This is a genomic window from Pseudomonas lini (assembly GCF_030812475.1).
Classification (GTDB): Bacteria; Pseudomonadota; Gammaproteobacteria; order Pseudomonadales; family Pseudomonadaceae; genus Aquipseudomonas; species Aquipseudomonas lini_A.
Map to the genome: position 1 here is coordinate 161,343 of NZ_JAUSSR010000014.1, position 15,682 is coordinate 177,024.

Annotated in this window: 11 protein-coding genes and 1 pseudogene; all 12 read right to left on the reverse strand. The window is 60.0% G+C overall.

The genetic code is table 11. From position 1 onward, the window contains the following. Nucleotides 1–148: 148 nt before the first annotated feature. The gene (gene ispD, locus J2W17_RS24895; protein WP_307340902.1) at nucleotides 149–856 is read right to left on the reverse strand and encodes a 2-C-methyl-D-erythritol 4-phosphate cytidylyltransferase; all 708 of its coding nucleotides are present in this window, start codon (nucleotides 854–856) and stop codon (nucleotides 149–151) included. After that, nucleotides 853–1,131 carry a cell division protein FtsB gene (gene ftsB, locus J2W17_RS24900; RefSeq protein ID WP_008028992.1) on the reverse strand — a complete coding sequence of 93 codons (279 nt, stop codon included), beginning with the start codon at nucleotides 1,129–1,131 and terminating at the stop codon, nucleotides 853–855. Before ftsB ends, ispD begins: the two co-directional genes overlap by 4 nt. A gap of 171 nt (nucleotides 1,132–1,302) precedes the next feature. Further along, entirely contained in the window at nucleotides 1,303–2,592 is a 1,290-nt protein-coding gene (gene eno, locus J2W17_RS24905) for a phosphopyruvate hydratase (RefSeq protein WP_307340905.1), read from the reverse strand. Between the two features lie 170 nt (nucleotides 2,593–2,762). Next, complete coding sequence (kdsA, locus tag J2W17_RS24910) at nucleotides 2,763–3,608, reverse strand: 3-deoxy-8-phosphooctulonate synthase (protein WP_307340911.1); 846 nt, start codon at nucleotides 3,606–3,608, stop codon at nucleotides 2,763–2,765. Between the two features lie 5 nt (nucleotides 3,609–3,613). After that, nucleotides 3,614–5,245, reverse strand: coding sequence for a CTP synthase (locus J2W17_RS24915; RefSeq protein ID WP_307340915.1), 1,632 nt, complete (start codon nucleotides 5,243–5,245; stop codon nucleotides 3,614–3,616). 274 nt (nucleotides 5,246–5,519) lie between these two features. Next, nucleotides 5,520–6,847 (reverse strand): annotated as a pseudogene (gene tilS / locus J2W17_RS24920) (tRNA lysidine(34) synthetase TilS). A 147-nt stretch (nucleotides 6,848–6,994) separates the two neighbouring features. Further along, on the reverse strand, nucleotides 6,995–7,942 hold the full coding sequence (locus J2W17_RS24925) for an acetyl-CoA carboxylase carboxyltransferase subunit alpha (protein WP_307340918.1): 948 nt from the start codon (nucleotides 7,940–7,942) through the stop codon (nucleotides 6,995–6,997). Between the two features lie 153 nt (nucleotides 7,943–8,095). Beyond that, complete coding sequence (dnaE, locus tag J2W17_RS24930) at nucleotides 8,096–11,617, reverse strand: DNA polymerase III subunit alpha (RefSeq protein ID WP_307340921.1); 3,522 nt, start codon at nucleotides 11,615–11,617, stop codon at nucleotides 8,096–8,098. 1,023 nt (nucleotides 11,618–12,640) lie between these two features. Then, nucleotides 12,641–13,267 (reverse strand): ribonuclease HII, encoded by a 627-nt coding sequence (rnhB, locus tag J2W17_RS24935; protein WP_307341032.1) that lies wholly within the window; start codon nucleotides 13,265–13,267, stop codon nucleotides 12,641–12,643. Nucleotides 13,268–13,278: 11 nt separating this feature from the next. Beyond that, complete coding sequence (gene lpxB / locus J2W17_RS24940; RefSeq protein WP_307340924.1) at nucleotides 13,279–14,409, reverse strand: lipid-A-disaccharide synthase; 1,131 nt, start codon at nucleotides 14,407–14,409, stop codon at nucleotides 13,279–13,281. Nucleotides 14,410–14,411: 2 nt separating this feature from the next. After that, nucleotides 14,412–15,188 carry an acyl-ACP--UDP-N-acetylglucosamine O-acyltransferase gene (gene lpxA / locus J2W17_RS24945; RefSeq protein WP_307340928.1) on the reverse strand — a complete coding sequence of 259 codons (777 nt, stop codon included), beginning with the start codon at nucleotides 15,186–15,188 and terminating at the stop codon, nucleotides 14,412–14,414. Continuing rightward, a complete protein-coding gene (fabZ, locus tag J2W17_RS24950; RefSeq protein ID WP_007907157.1) occupies nucleotides 15,185–15,625 on the reverse strand; it encodes a 3-hydroxyacyl-ACP dehydratase FabZ in 441 nt (146 codons plus the stop codon). The genes lpxA and fabZ overlap by 4 nt, the downstream gene beginning before the upstream one ends. Between the last annotated feature and the right edge of the window lie 57 nt (nucleotides 15,626–15,682).

Here is a 15,682-nt window from a genome sequence, read left to right on the forward strand (position 1 = left end):
CCAGTAAGATGTCGGTTGTCAATACTACCGCTATCGCGAGCAAGCTCGCTCCCACAGTGACCGTGGTCGAATACAAATCTTGTAAATGCCGTAGAGCCCTGTGAGAGCGAGCTTGCTCGCGATAGGGGCAACACCGATCCACAGTCAATTAATGACGGTTAGCCCAACGCTGGCGCAACCATTCAAGGTCTTCGGGCCGAGTGACTTTCAGGTTATCGGACCGCCCTTCAATCAACCGCGGTGCCAGCCCTGCCCACTCCATCGCCGAAGCTTCATCGGTGATGACTGCATCCGCTACCAGACTGTCGGCCAACGCCCGATGCAACGCACCCAGACGAAACATCTGTGGCGTATAAGCCTGCCAGATCACGCTGCGATCCACGGTTTCGACGACACGGCCCTGCTTGTCGACCCGTTTGAGGGTGTCGCGCGCCGGCACCGCCAGCAGACCGCCCACCGGATCGTCCGCCAACTCACCGAGCAACTTGTCCAGGTCATCACGGCTCAGATTCGGCCGCGCGGCGTCGTGCACCAACACCCAATCCTCATCGTCAGCGCCCTGGGCATGCAGATGCAGCAACGCATTGAGCACCGACCCGGAACGTTCGGCCCCCCCTTCAACCCGCTGAATACGCGAATCGCCAGCACACGCCAGGTTCGGCCAATAAGGATCATCGACAGCAAGACTGACCACCAGGCCTTTCAGGCAAGGATGATCGAGGAAACAGCCGAGGCTGTGTTCAACAATAGTGCGCCCGCCCAGTTGCAAATATTGCTTGGGACGGTCCGCGGCCATACGGGCACCGACGCCCGCGGCAGGAATCACGGCCCAGAAGGCCGGTAACGAAAGGTTCATTGCGCCAGCTGGTAAAGGGTTTCACCATCCTTGACCATGCCCAGCTCATGGCGAGCCCGTTCTTCAACGGTCTCCATGCCCTTTTTCAACTCGCTGACTTCAGCGTCCATCACCCGATTGCGCTCAAGCAGGCCTTCGTTCTCAGCGTGTTGATCAGCGATCTGCTGAGTCAGCTCGGCCACTTGCGCCAGGCTGCCATTACCCACCCACAGGCGGTATTGCAGGCCAGCCAGCAGCAGGAGCAAGACGAGGAACAACCAATTGGGACTGCGCATCGAATATCAGGTATCCAGTGAAAAAAGACAGCCGTGTAAAAACTTTGAAGCTGCTGATAGCACGAAGCCTGGAAGATCCAGGCTTGTGCTGATAAGGCATCAGATTAGTGGCAAATCCATCGCTGTTGCGACTTTTCCAACACAATCCGTTGTCTTTTTATCTTTTAGCCATTAGCCGCGGAATTCGCTGCGACCGTTGTACTTGGCTTTGCCGTTCAACTGCTCTTCGATGCGCAGCAGCTGGTTGTACTTGGAAACGCGGTCGGAACGGCACAGGGAACCGGTCTTGATCTGGCCAGCCGAAGTGCCCACGGCCAGGTCGGCAATGGTCGAATCTTCGGTTTCGCCGGAGCGGTGCGAGATCACGGCGGTGTAACCCGCAGCCTTGGCCATCTGGATGGCTTCCAGGGTTTCGGTCAGGGTGCCGATCTGGTTGAACTTGATCAGGATCGAGTTGGCGATCTTTTTATCAATGCCTTCTTTCAGGATCTTGGTGTTGGTCACGAACAGGTCGTCGCCTACCAGCTGAATTTTCTCTCCGATCTTGTCGGTGAGGATTTTCCAGCCAGCCCAGTCAGACTCGTCCAGGCCGTCTTCGATCGAGATGATCGGGTAACGCTCGGTCAGGCCTTTGAGGTAGTCGGCGAAACCTTCAGCGGTGAATACCTGGCCTTCGCCGGACAGGTTGTATTTGCCGTCTTCGTAGAATTCGCTCGCCGCGCAGTCCAGGGCCAGGGTCACGTCGGTGCCCAGCTTGTAGCCGGCGTTGGCCACGGCTTCGGAGATCACTTTCAAAGCATCTTCGTTGGAGGCCAGGTTTGGCGCGAAACCACCTTCGTCACCCACGGCGGTGCTCAGGCCACGGGCCTTCAACACGGCTTTGAGGTGATGGAAAATCTCGGTGCCCATGCGCAGACCTTCCGAGAAAGACTTGGCGCCAACCGGCTGAACCATGAATTCCTGTATGTCGACGTTGTTATCCGCGTGCTCGCCACCGTTGATGATGTTCATCATCGGAACCGGCATCGAGTAGACACCCGGGGTGCCGTTCAGGTTGGCGATGTGAGCGTACAGTGGCAGGTCCTGATCCTGTGCGGCGGCCTTGGCGGCTGCCAGGGAAACGGCGAGGATCGCGTTGGCGCCCAGGGACCCTTTGTTGTCGGTACCGTCGAGCTTGATCATTGCGTGATCCAGCGCCTTTTGGTCGCTTGGGTCTGCACCTTTCAACAGATCGCGGATCGGGCCATTGATGTTGGCGACGGCTTTGAGCACGCCTTTGCCCAGGTAACGGCTCTTGTCGCCATCACGCAGCTCGAGCGCTTCACGCGAGCCAGTGGAAGCACCGGACGGCGCGCAAGCGCTGCCGATGATGCCGTTATCGAGAAGCACGTCCGCTTCGACGGTGGGGTTGCCACGGGAGTCGAGAACTTCACGACCTTTGATGTCGACGATTTTTGCCATTGTTGTAAACACTCCAAAGTTGACGAAAACGCTGTACCGATCGATTTATAACTTGTGGGTCACATTGCTTTTTGTAGGAGCCGGCTTGCCGGCGAAGGGGGCCTCGAAGTCTCTGCAAGGCTTGAGGGACCCTTCGCTGGCAAGCCAGCTCCTACATGGAGAAACCCGATTTACGCGGTTTCTACGACAGGAAAACTCTTCACCAGTTCGTCCAACGCCTTGAGCTGGGCCAGGAATGGCTCCAGTTTGTCCAGACGCAAGGCGCAAGGGCCGTCGCATTTGGCGTTGTCCGGATCCGGGTGCGCTTCGAGGAACAGGCCGGCCAACGACTGGCTCATACCGGCCTTGGCCAGATCGGTGACCTGGGCACGACGACCGCCGGCGGAATCCGAGCGACCGCCGGGCATTTGCAGCGCGTGGGTCACGTCGAAGAACACCGGGTATTCGAACTGCTTCATGATGCCGAAGCCGAGCATGTCGACGACCAGGTTGTTGTAGCCGAAGCTCGAACCGCGCTCGCAGAGGATCAATTGATCGTTACCCGCTTCCACGCATTTGCTCAGGATGTGTTTCATCTCCTGGGGGGCGAGGAACTGGGCCTTCTTGATGTTGATCACCGCACCGGTCCTGGCCATCGCGACCACCAGGTCGGTCTGGCGCGACAGGAAGGCCGGCAGCTGGATGATATCGCAGACTTCAGCGACGACCGCCGCCTGATCAGGCTCGTGGACGTCGGTGATGATCGGCACGCCGAACGCTTGCTTGATGTCCTGGAAAATCCGCATGCCCTCTTCCAGGCCCGGGCCACGGTAAGAGGTCACGGAGGATCGGTTGGCCTTGTCGAAGCTGGCCTTGAACACGTAAGGGATACCGAGTTTTTCGGTGACCTTCACGTACTCTTCGCAGACCTGCATCGCCATGTCACAGCTTTCCAGCACATTCATGCCACCGAACAGCACCATTGGCTTGTCGTTGCCAATCTCGATATCGCCTACGCGGATGATCTTCTGCGCCATTGGAATCACGCCTTCTTCTGGTGTTGGACCAAAGCTGCCTTGACGAAACCGCTGAACAACGGATGACCGTCGCGTGGCGTCGAGGTGAACTCAGGGTGGAACTGGCAAGCGACGAACCACGGATGATCCGGGGCTTCGACCACTTCGACCAGCGCGCCATCACCGGAACGACCGGAGATTTTCAGACCGGCTTCGATCAGTTGCGGCAACAGGTTGTTGTTCACTTCATAGCGATGACGGTGACGCTCGACGATCACGTCCTTGGCGTAGCAGTCGTGCACCAGGGAGCCGGTTTCGAGCAGGCAATCCTGGGCGCCCAGGCGCATGGTGCCGCCCAGGTCGGACGCTTCGGTACGGATTTCGACGGCGCCGGTGGCATCTTCCCACTCGGTGATCAGGCCCACGACGGGGTGACCGCTGGCACGATCGAACTCGGTGGAGTTGGCGTCTTTCCAGCCCAGCACGTTACGTGCGAACTCGATGACAGCCACTTGCATGCCCAGGCAGATACCCAGGTACGGAACCTTGTTTTCGCGAGCAAATTGAACGGCAGTGATCTTGCCTTCCACGCCACGCAGACCGAAGCCGCCCGGTACGAGGATCGCGTCGACACCTTCGAGCAGCGCGGTGCCCTGGTTTTCGATGTCTTCGGAATCGATGTAGCGCAGGTTGACCTTGGTGCGGTTGCTGATGCCGGCGTGACTCATCGCTTCGATCAGCGACTTGTAGGCGTCCAGCAGTTCCATGTACTTGCCGACCATGGCGATGGTGACTTCGTGCTCGGGGTTGAGCTTGGCGTCGACCACGGCTTCCCACTCGGACAGATCGGCGCCGCCACATTCCAGGCCGAAACGCTCGACGACGAAATCATCCAGGCCCTGGGAGTGCAGGATGCCCGGGATCTTGTAGATGGTGTCGGCGTCTTCCAGCGCGATCACCGCACGCTCCTCAACGTTGGTGAACTGCGCGATCTTGCGGCGCGAGGAGAGGTCGATCGGGTGATCGGAACGGCACACCAGCACGTCCGGTTGCAGGCCGATGGAACGCAGCTCCTTGACCGAGTGCTGGGTTGGCTTGGTTTTGGTTTCGCCGGCGGTGGCGATGTACGGCACCAGCGTCAGGTGCATCAGCATCGCGCGCTTGGCGCCGACTTCGAAACGCAATTGACGGATCGCTTCGAGGAACGGTTGCGATTCGATGTCACCCACGGTGCCACCGATCTCGACCATGGCCACGTCGGCATCGCCGGCGCCCTTGATGATCCGGCGCTTGATTTCGTCGGTGATGTGCGGGATCACCTGGATGGTGGCGCCCAGGTAATCACCACGGCGCTCTTTGCGCAGGACGTGTTCGTAGACACGGCCGGTGGTGAAGTTGTTGTTCTGGGTCATGGTCGTGCGGATGAACCGCTCGTAATGGCCCAGGTCCAGGTCGGTCTCGGCGCCGTCGTGGGTGACGAACACTTCACCGTGCTGGAACGGGCTCATGGTGCCCGGGTCAACGTTGATGTACGGGTCCAGCTTCAGCATGGTGACCTTAAGTCCCCGCGCCTCCAGGATGGCCGCCAATGAAGCCGATGCGATGCCTTTCCCCAATGAAGAAACAACACCGCCCGTGACGAATATGTAGCGCGTCATGAAAAACCCTAGAAGTCTGCGTTAAAGCGGTCCGAGCCGCCGGGGGAAGCGAAGGAAGGCCGAAGCCCCCGATCACCTGCATCGATCACAGTGCATCTTTCAAAAAAACCGCCGCGTTGGGACAGACCGGAAGGTGAGACACCGGTACGTTGCTCGCTACACATTTTTTGGAATCGCCCAGCAAAGACTGCTTGGTAATCGGCAACTCCTGCAATTCAGGCGAATCCACAGAAGTTGTATCAAGAAGGGAGCGTAGTCTACCGGAAAGCCCCTTTCAGCTCAAACCTTGATCGCAGGTGGTGGCTGCCAATGTAAAAACCAGCCGTCATTGGCGCTGCCGCTCAGACCCCGCAGGTTCGCCACCGCCAGCAATTGCTCGCCCTGGTACAGCAGCGGCAATCTGCCACGGGCAAAGTTCGGAACGCCGCGTTCGTTGAGCAAACGCTTCAGGTTACGGTGCCCGCGATCAGGCAGATGCATGATTTCTCCCCCTTCACGGTAGCGGATCTGCAACGGCCCATCGCAGATTTGGCCGGTGAGCGTGAGTTCACCGTTGCACGGCAACGCCAGCGGTAGCGAGGGATCGGACCAGGTTCCGGGCGCGGGTGGAGTGCCAAGCCAGTCTCCCGACAGCCACCAGATACGCCCACCGGCCCGGTGGAGTTCGCCGTCCGTCAATCGCCAAAGCGGTCGGGCATCGCCGGTGGCATCCCGCAAATCCTCCCAACCCGACCAGTGGTCGCTATCGGGCAGACGCGTCAGCGCCCCGAGCCAGTGACTCACTGCATTGCGCTGGCGAGCGGCGGAGAGTGTCGCCAGCGGCGCCAGCTCCAGGGACGGCACACCCAGCCAATCGAATTCACTGTCCGTACTTGCGCGGGCAAGATCGATCTGCGCCAGGTCATCGAGCAATGCCTGTGCTTCACCCAGATGCGCGGCGCTACGGGCCATGGTCGCCACGGCTTGCGGCCAGCGCTCGGTCAATACCGGGAACACCTGGTGGCGCAGGTAATTGCGCGAGAATTGTCGGTCCTGATTCGAGGGGTCTTCAATCCAGTTCAGCCGGTACTCGTCCGCATAAGCTTCCAGTTCCGCACGCGTGACATCGAGCAAAGGCCGCAATAGATGCCCTTTGCCCAGCGGTCGTTGGCGTGGCATGCCCGAGAGCCCCCTCACCCCGGCGCCTCGCAACAGCCGAAACAACAGGGTTTCCGCCTGATCGTCACGGTGCTGGGCAGTCAGCAGCACTTCATTGGCTTGAGTGACCTCGATGAACGCCCCATAGCGCGCGTCCCGGGCGGCACGCTCAAGGCTGGCGCCAGGCTGAACCTGAACGCGAACCACCTGTAGCGGCACACCCAGGGCGTCACAGACGGACCGGCAATGATCCGGCCACGCATCGGCCGCAGCCTGAAGGCCGTGGTGGACGTGAATGGCGCTCAGCGCCGGCAGGGATTGGGATTTTGCGAGATGGGCGAGCAGGTGCAGCAGGACGGTGGAGTCTAGGCCGCCGGAGAAGGCGATGCGCCAGGTGACGGCGCAGCGACAAGGAGCAAGGTTGCGTAGAAGCCTACCAGGTAGATCAATCATGGTCTGACTCATATCGATCACTTCACACAAAACAAATGTGGGAGCGAGCTTGCTCGCGATGGCTGCTTAACATTCAACACATTTGCTGACTGTTATACCGCTATCGCGAGCAAGCTCGCTCCCACAGTGTTTTGCATCGTTGGCAGAAGCGGCGTCCAGTTACAGACCGTAGCTCATCAGTCGCTCGTAACGACGAGCCAGCAGCGCTTCGTTATCGAACTTCTTCAACATCGACAGTTGCGAACTCAGCTCGGCACGGATCGAGGCGGCCGCCTTGGCTGGATCACGGTGGGCGCCGCCCAACGGCTCGCTGATCACTTTATCCACGATGCCCAGGCCTTTGAGGCGCTCGGCGGTGATGCCCATGGCTTCAGCGGCATCCGGGGCTTTGTCTGAGGTTTTCCACAGAATCGAAGCACAACCTTCCGGCGAAATCACCGCGTAGGTCGAATACTGCAGCATGTTCAACTGATCGCACACGCCGATCGCCAATGCACCGCCGGAACCACCCTCACCGATGACGGTGGCGATGATCGGGGTCTTCAGGCGAGCCATGACACGCAGGTTCCAGGCAATGGCTTCGCTCTGGTTGCGCTCTTCGGCGTCGATACCCGGGTAAGCGCCCGGGGTGTCGATGAAGGTCAGGATCGGCATTTTGAAACGCTCGGCCATTTCCATCAGGCGGCACGCCTTGCGGTAGCCTTCCGGACGCGGCATGCCGAAGTTGCGGCGGACTTTCTCGCGCACTTCCCGGCCTTTCTGGTGACCGATGATCATCACCGGCTGGTCGTCCAGACGAGCAATGCCGCCAACGATCGCAGCGTCGTCGGAGAAGTGACGGTCGCCGTGCAGTTCGTCGAACTCGGTGAAGATGTGCTCGATGTAGTCCAGGGTATAGGGACGTTTCGGGTGACGCGCCAGACGTGCGATCTGCCAGCTGGTCAGCTTGCCGAAGATGTCTTCGGTCAACGTGCTGCTTTTGTCCTGCAGGCGGGAGATCTCATCGCCGATATTCAGCGAATTGTCATTACCGACCAAGCGCAACTCTTCGATCTTGGCTTGCAGGTCGGCGATCGGCTGTTCGAAATCTAGAAAATTCGGGTTCATAGGCGTCCGTCTTGGGTCGACCTCCAAGGGAACTTGGGCCGGCCGGTTGTCTATTCGCGCCCTACCTTAAGGGACAGGCGCGTTCAGGTCGAGATTAAATAATTCGGTCGAGATCAGGCCGCGTTCTGGATGGAGAAGAATGAGGCCTGACCGTCAACGGTATTGGAGGAAGACGTTGTCTCGCCCGAACTGGTCACGCAGGGCTTGAATCAAGGCATCCGCCGGGTCGATCCGCCAGGTCTCGCCGAACTGCAGCAGGGCCTTCGCATCGGGACTGGTGTATTCCATGGTGATCGGGCACGCACCGCGGTGACGCTTGAACAGCTCACCCAGCCAGCGCAGCTGATCGCCTTTGAGATCTTTTGTCTGCAGCTTCAGGCGCAGGCTTTCTGCAAGGTTGGTGCGCGCATCTTCCATGCTCATCACCCGCTTGACCCGCAGGCGCAGGCCACCGGAGAAGTCGTCGTTGCTGACTTCGCCTTCGACTACCACCATCGCGTCGGTCTGCAGCAGCGACTGCGCGGAATGGAACGCGTCGGCGAACAGCGAGGCTTCGATCCGGCCAGAGCGGTCGTCCAGGGTGATGAACCCCATCTTGTCGCCCTTTTTGTTCTTCATCACGCGCAGGGCGATGATCATGCCCGCGACTGTCTGGGTATCCCGGGCCGGTTTCAGGTCGATGATGCGCTGACGGGCGAAACGACGGATTTCGCCTTCATATTCGTCGATCGGGTGACCGGTCAGGTACAGGCCCAGGGTGTCTTTCTCCCCTTTGAGACGTTCCTTGAGGGTCAGCTCCTTGGCCTTGCGGTGATTGGCGTAGACATCGGCGTCTTCCTCGACGAACAGCCCGCCAAACAAGTCCGCGTGACCGCTGTCGTGGGTGCGGGCCGTTTGTTCGGCGGCCTTGATCGCCCCTTCCATCGCATTCAACAAGACCGCGCGGTTCTGGTCGATGCTGGCTTGATAGGCTTTCGGCTCATCATGAAAATACGGACCCAGACGATCCAGCGCACCACTGCGGATCAAACCGTCCAGTGTGCGCTTGTTGATCCGCTTGAGGTCGACCCGGGCACAGAAATCGAACAGGTCCTTGAACGGCCCGTTCTGCCGCGCCTCGGTAATCGCCTCGACCGGCCCTTCGCCAACGCCCTTGATCGCGCCGAGGCCGTAAATGATACGGCCCTCGTCGTTTACCGTGAACTTGAACTCCGAGGCATTCACATCCGGCGCGTCGAGACGCAGCTTCATGCTGCGGATTTCTTCGATCAAGGTCACGACCTTGTCGGTGTTGTGCATATCCGCCGACAGTACCGCGGCCATGAACGGCGCCGGGTAGTGCGTCTTCAACCACGCGGTCTGGTACGAGACCAGGCCATACGCGGCGGAGTGGGATTTGTTGAAGCCGTAGCCGGCGAATTTTTCCACCAGGTCGAAAATGTTACCGGCCAGGTCGGCGTCGATATTGTTGGTCTTGCAACCGTCAATGAAACCGCCGCGCTGCTTGGCCATTTCTTCGGGTTTTTTCTTACCCATGGCCCGCCGCAGCATGTCCGCACCGCCGAGGGTGTAACCGGCCATGACCTGGGCGATCTGCATCACCTGTTCCTGATACAGGATGATGCCGTAAGTCGGCGCCAGCACCGGCTTGAGGCCTTCGTACTGGTAATCCGAGTGCGGGTACGCGAGTTCGGCGCGACCGTGCTTACGGTTGATGAAGTCGTCAACCATGCCCGATTGCAAGGGGCCCGGACGGAACAGGGCCACCAGCGCGATCAAGTCTTCCAGGCAGTCGGGCTTGAGCTTTTTGATCAGCTCCTTCATGCCCCGGGACTCGAGCTGGAACACCGCGGTGGTTTCAGCTTTTTGCAGCAACTGGTAAGTCGGTTTGTCATCCAGCGGGATGAACGCGATGTCCAGCGGCGGCTCATCGACCTTCGCCCGGTCGCGGTTGATGGTTTTCAGCGCCCAATCGATGACCGTCAGGGTTCGCAGACCAAGGAAGTCGAACTTCACCAGGCCGGCGGCTTCAACGTCGTCCTTGTCGAACTGGGTCACCAGGCCGTCACCGGCTTCATCGCAATAGATAGGCGAAAAGTCGGTCAGCTTGGTCGGCGCGATCACCACACCACCGGCGTGCTTGCCGACGTTACGCACGACGCCTTCGAGCTTGCGCGCCATCTCCCAGATTTCCGCGGCCTCTTCATCGACCTTGATGAAGTCCCGCAGGATTTCTTCCTGTTCGTAGGCCTTTTCCAGGGTCATGCCGACTTCGAACGGGATCATCTTCGACAGACGATCCGCCAAACCGTAGGACTTGCCCTGCACCCGCGCCACGTCACGGACCACAGCCTTGGCCGCCATGGAACCGAAGGTGATGATCTGGCTCACCGCGTTGCGGCCGTATTTCTCTGCCACGTAGTCGATCACGCGATCGCGGCCATCCATGCAGAAGTCGACGTCGAAGTCGGGCATCGATACCCGTTCCGGGTTAAGGAAACGTTCGAACAGCAAGTCATATTCCAGCGGATCGAGGTCGGTGATCTTCTGCACATAGGCCACCAGCGATCCGGCACCCGACCCCCGGCCCGGCCCCACCGGCACCCCGTTGCTCTTGGCCCACTGGATAAAGTCCATCACGATCAGGAAGTAACCGGGGAAGCCCATCTGGATGATGATATCCAGCTCGAAATTCAACCTGTCGACATACACCTGACGCTTTGCTTCGTAGTCTTCAGTGGTGTCTCTGGGCAGCAGTACGCTGAGGCGCTCTTCCAGTCCGTCGAACGAAACCTTGCGAAAATATTCGTCGATGGTCATGCCATCGGGGATCGGGAAGTTGGGCAGGAAGTGAGTGCCCAGCTTCACTTCGATGTTGCAGCGCTTGGCGATCTCGACGGTGTTGGCCAGCGCCTCGGGAATGTCGCTGAACAGCTCGGCCATTTCCTCTGCGCTTTTGAGGTATTGCTGATCGCTGTAGTTCTTCGAGCGCCGCGGATCGTCGAGGGCGCGGCCTTCACCGATGCAGACGCGGGTTTCGTGAGCGGCGAAGTCTTCCTGCTTGATGAAGCGCACGTCGTTGGTGGCTACCAGCGGCGCACCGATCTTCTCGGCCAGCGCCACGGCGCCGTGCAACTGTTCTTCATCGTTGGGACGATGGGTGCGCTGAATTTCCAGGTAAAAACGATCCGGGAACACCGCCATCCATTCCCGCGCCAGGTTTTCCGCCTCGGCCGGGTTGCCGCTGAGCATGGCCAGGCCGATCTCACCTTCTTTTGCCGCCGACAGCATGATCAAGCCTTCGCTGGCTTCGGCCACCCACTCGCGCTCGATGATGACCGAGCCATTGCGCTGGCCGTCGATGAAGCCACGGGAGATCAGTTCGGTGAGGTTGCGATAACCCACGGCGTTCATGGCCAGCAGGCTGATCCGGCTCAGGGCGTTATCCGGATCCTTGTTCGACAACCACAGGTCGGCGCCGCAGATCGGCTTGATCCCTGCGCCCATGGCCGCTTTGTAGAATTTGACCAGGGAACACATGTTGTTCTGGTCGGTGACCGCTACGGCAGGCATGTTCATGCCGACGAGGGTCTTGACCAGCGGTTTGATCCGCACCAGACCGTCGACCAGGGAATATTCAGTGTGCAGGCGTAGGTGAACGAATGAAGCCGGCATGGTGATCCTGTCTAAACATGAAAAACAACAAGGCCCGGATTGTACCGTAATGCTGTTCACTTAAGAAAATGGGTGGCGGCCTGATGGTCGGCGGGACTTTTTGATTGTGTGAGTGAGTGTGTGGCTGGTTTTGCGGTAACGGCGGGGGGATTGGGTGTGTTGGCTGTGTTGGGTGGGTACATATCCGTTGCTGCGGTAACGGCTTCTTATGGTTCCGCCCTTACGGCGGGTCACTTGGAAGAGCCCCAAGTAACCAAGGGCTTTTGCCCCGCCATTCGGTGCCTCGCCTAGGCTCGGCATGCCCTCACTCCGGCATTGCTCCGGGGGCCCGCCGCCATCGGCCATCCATGGCCGGGGGCGGCTACCGCGGCATCCTTGCCGCGGTGCCCCCTGCGCAACGCCTGCGTTCGGCCTCTGGGAAAGGGGCGGCAGATCTGAAGCCAAAGCCAAAGCCAAAGCAACGGCAACAGCAACAGCAACGGCAACAGCAACAGCAACAGCAACAGCAACTTCAGCGAACCCGGTGCCGGGCATCACACGATCAACTGTAGGAGCTGGCTTGTCGGATCGCCGCACCGCAGCGAAAGCGGTGGGTCAGCTGTAAAATTTTTGGACTGAACGGACGCCTTCGCCGGCAAGCCAGCTCCTACGGAAGATTGGCGTAGGGCTTTTGCTTTTCACCACTCAACAGGCCGAGCGTTAGCTCGCCTGCGGCTTTTGATCTTGATCTGCCCCGTCGTGAGGCCGAGTGGAGGTTCTGCGCAGTGGGCAACCCGGCATGGATGCCGGGTTAGCCGCCCCCGGCCATGGATGGCCGATGGCGGCGGGCCCACGGAGCAGGACCGGAGCGAGGGCATGCCGAGCCTAGGCGAGGCACCGGACGTCAGGGGCCAAGCGTTTTGGTTACTTTGCGCCGGGCCGCGCAGGCTCTTCCAAAGTGACCCGCTGTAAGAGCGGAACCGTAAGTAGCCGTTACCGCAGAAACGGATATATACACAATCACAAAATACAAGCCGTCTCGGACTAACCCACGATCAGGGTTGCCCGCGCCTCGTAAGCCAGGCGTACCGGAGCGAAGGAGCGTCGGTGGATGGGGGTCGGCCCCAGGCGGGCCAGGGCTTCCAGATGAACGGGAGTCGGGTAGCCTTTGTGGCCACCGATGCCGTACCCCGGGTAAACCAATTCGAAAGCAGCCATTTCACGGTCGCGACTGACCTTGGCCAGAATCGATGCCGCGGCGATGGCCGGTACCAGGGCGTCACCCTGAATCACCGCTTCGGCGCGCATCGACAGTTTCGGGCAACGGTTGCCGTCGATCATCGCCAGTCTTGGCGTGATGTGCAGGCCTTCAACGGCGCGCTGCATGGCCAGCATGGTGGCGTGAAGGATGTTCAACTGGTCGATTTCTTCGACTTCGGCGCGCGCGATGCACCAGCTGAGGGCTTTTTCGCAGATTTCGTCATAAAGCTTTTCACGACGGGCTTCGGTCAGTTTCTTCGAGTCGTTCAGCCCCAGGATCGGTCGGCTTGGATCGAGGATAACCGCAGCGGTGACCACGGCGCCACAGAGCGGCCCTCGACCCACTTCGTCGACACCGGCAACCAACTCTTCGACTTCAGCGACCAAGTTGAAATCCAGCCCCATTTGCATGCTTGTTTTTTTCATTGTACTTGACCGATCAGGTTCAGCACTGCATCCGCAGCCTGGTTGGAGGCATCCAGACGAAGGGTCCGGTGAATCTGGTCAAAACCGCGGGTCTGCTCTTCGCCACCCTCGATCAGCGGCGACAGGGTCTGGGCCAGCGCTTCGACCGTCGCATCGTCCTGCAACAGCTCGGGCACCAGCAGGCGCTGGGCCAGCAGGTTCGGCAAGGACACGTACGGGCTTTTCACCATGCGTTTGAGGATCCAGAACGTCAGTGGCGCCAGGCGGTAGGCAACCACCATCGGCCGCTTGTACAGCAAGGCTTCAAGGGTTGCCGTACCCGAGGCAATCAACACCGCGTCGCAGGCCGCCAGGGCCAGATGGGACTTGCCGTCGAGCAGGGTCAGCGGCAGATCGCGACCGGTGAGCAATTCCTCGAGTTGCCTGCGCCGCTCGGGGCTGGCGCAAGGCAGGACGAAGCGCACGCCAGGGCGCAGGGCCCGCAGACGCTGGGCGGTATCGAGGAACAACGCCCCCAGACGCCCCACCTCGCCACCGCGACTGCCGGGCATCAGTGCGACCAGCGGTCCGTCCGGCAGGCCGAGTTCGGCACGTGCGGCGGCGCGATCCGCTTCGAGCGGGATCGCATCGGCCAGGGAGTGCCCGACAAACCGGACCGGCACGCCCTTCTCTTCGTAGAATTTCGCTTCGAACGGGAACAGCGTCAGCATCAGGTCGCAACCTTCGCGAATCTTCAGCACCCGCTTCTGTCGCCAGGCCCAGACCGACGGGCTGACGTAATGCACGGTCTTGATCCCGGCCTGACGTAGCTTGAGCTCGATGTTGAGGGTGAAGTCCGGGGCATCGATGCCGATGAACACGTCCGGCTTCTCGGCGATCAGGTCGGCGACCAGCTGCTTGCGGCGCTTGAGCAACTCACGCAAACGGCCCAGCACTTCCACCAGGCCCATCACGGAAAGTCGTTCCATCGGGAAATACGAGGTCAGGCCTTCTGCCTGCATCAACGGGCCACCGACGCCGATGAACTCCACCGCTGGCTGCCGAGCCTTGAGCGCGCGCATCAGACCGGCGCCGAGAATGTCACCGGAAGCCTCACCGGCCACCAGCGCAATACGCAGATTAGCCATGATTAACGCGTGATGCCGCGGGTCGAAGACTGGATGGAATCACGAAATACCGCGACTTCCGGAAACTGCGCCGAAGGTTCGGTCAGTTCGGCGAGCGCCTGCTCGACCGTCAGGCCCTGGCGGTAAACCACCTTGTAGGCGCGACGCAAGGCGTGGATGGCGTCTTCGCTGAAACCACGACGGCGCATGCCTTCGAAGTTCATGCTCCGGGCTTCGGCCGGGTTGCCGAACACCGTGACGTACGCTGGCACGTCCTTGCCAATGGCAGTACCCATGCCGGAAAAGCTGTGGGCGCCGATGTGGCAATACTGGTGAACCAGAGTAAAGCCGGACAGGATCGCCCAGTCCTGGACGTGCACATGGCCCGCCAGTGCAGTGTTGTTCACCAGGATGCAGTGGTTGCCGATGACGCTGTCGTGGCCAATGTGGGCGTAGGCCATGATCAGGTTGTGATCACCCAGGGTCGTTTCCGAACGGTCCTGGACCGTTCCGCGGTGAATGGTCACGCCTTCGCGGATGATGTTGTGGTCACCGATAACCAGGCGCGTCTCTTCACCTTTGTATTTCAGATCGGGCGTGTCCTCGCCTACCGAAGAAAACTGGTAGATGCGATTGTGCTTACCGATTCGGGTCGGACCTTTGAGAATCACATGCGGCCCGATCACTGTCCCCTCGCCGATTTCCACACCTGCGCCGATGATCGACCAGGGGCCGACCTCGACGTCGTCGGCCAGGATGGCCGCCGGATCGATGATTGCGCGAGGGTCAATCAAACTCATAGTTTGCGTTCCGCGCAGATGATTTCAGCGGAGCAGACTGGCTTGCCATCGACCGAAGCCTGGCACTCGAATTTCCAGATCTGGCGCTTGCAGCTCAGGAACTTGGCTTCCAGGATCAACTGGTCGCCCGGCAGGACCGGCTGGCGGAAGCGCAGCTTGTCGGAGCCGACGAAGTAATAGAGGGTGCCATCGGCCGGTTTCACGTCGAGCATTTTGAAACCAAGGATCCCGGCAGCCTGAGCCATTGCTTCGATGATCAACACGCCCGGCATGATTGGATGCGCAGGGAAGTGACCATTGAAGAAAGGTTCGTTGATGCTGACATTCTTGTAGGCGCGAATGCGCTTGCCTTCCACATCCAGATCCACGACCCGGTCCACCAGCAGGAACGGGTAACGGTGAGGCAGGTATTCGCGAATCTCGTTGATGTCCATCATTTCGGGGGGAAGCCTATGTAAAGATTGGGAACGCGCGACTGACGCGCATTCCTCTAG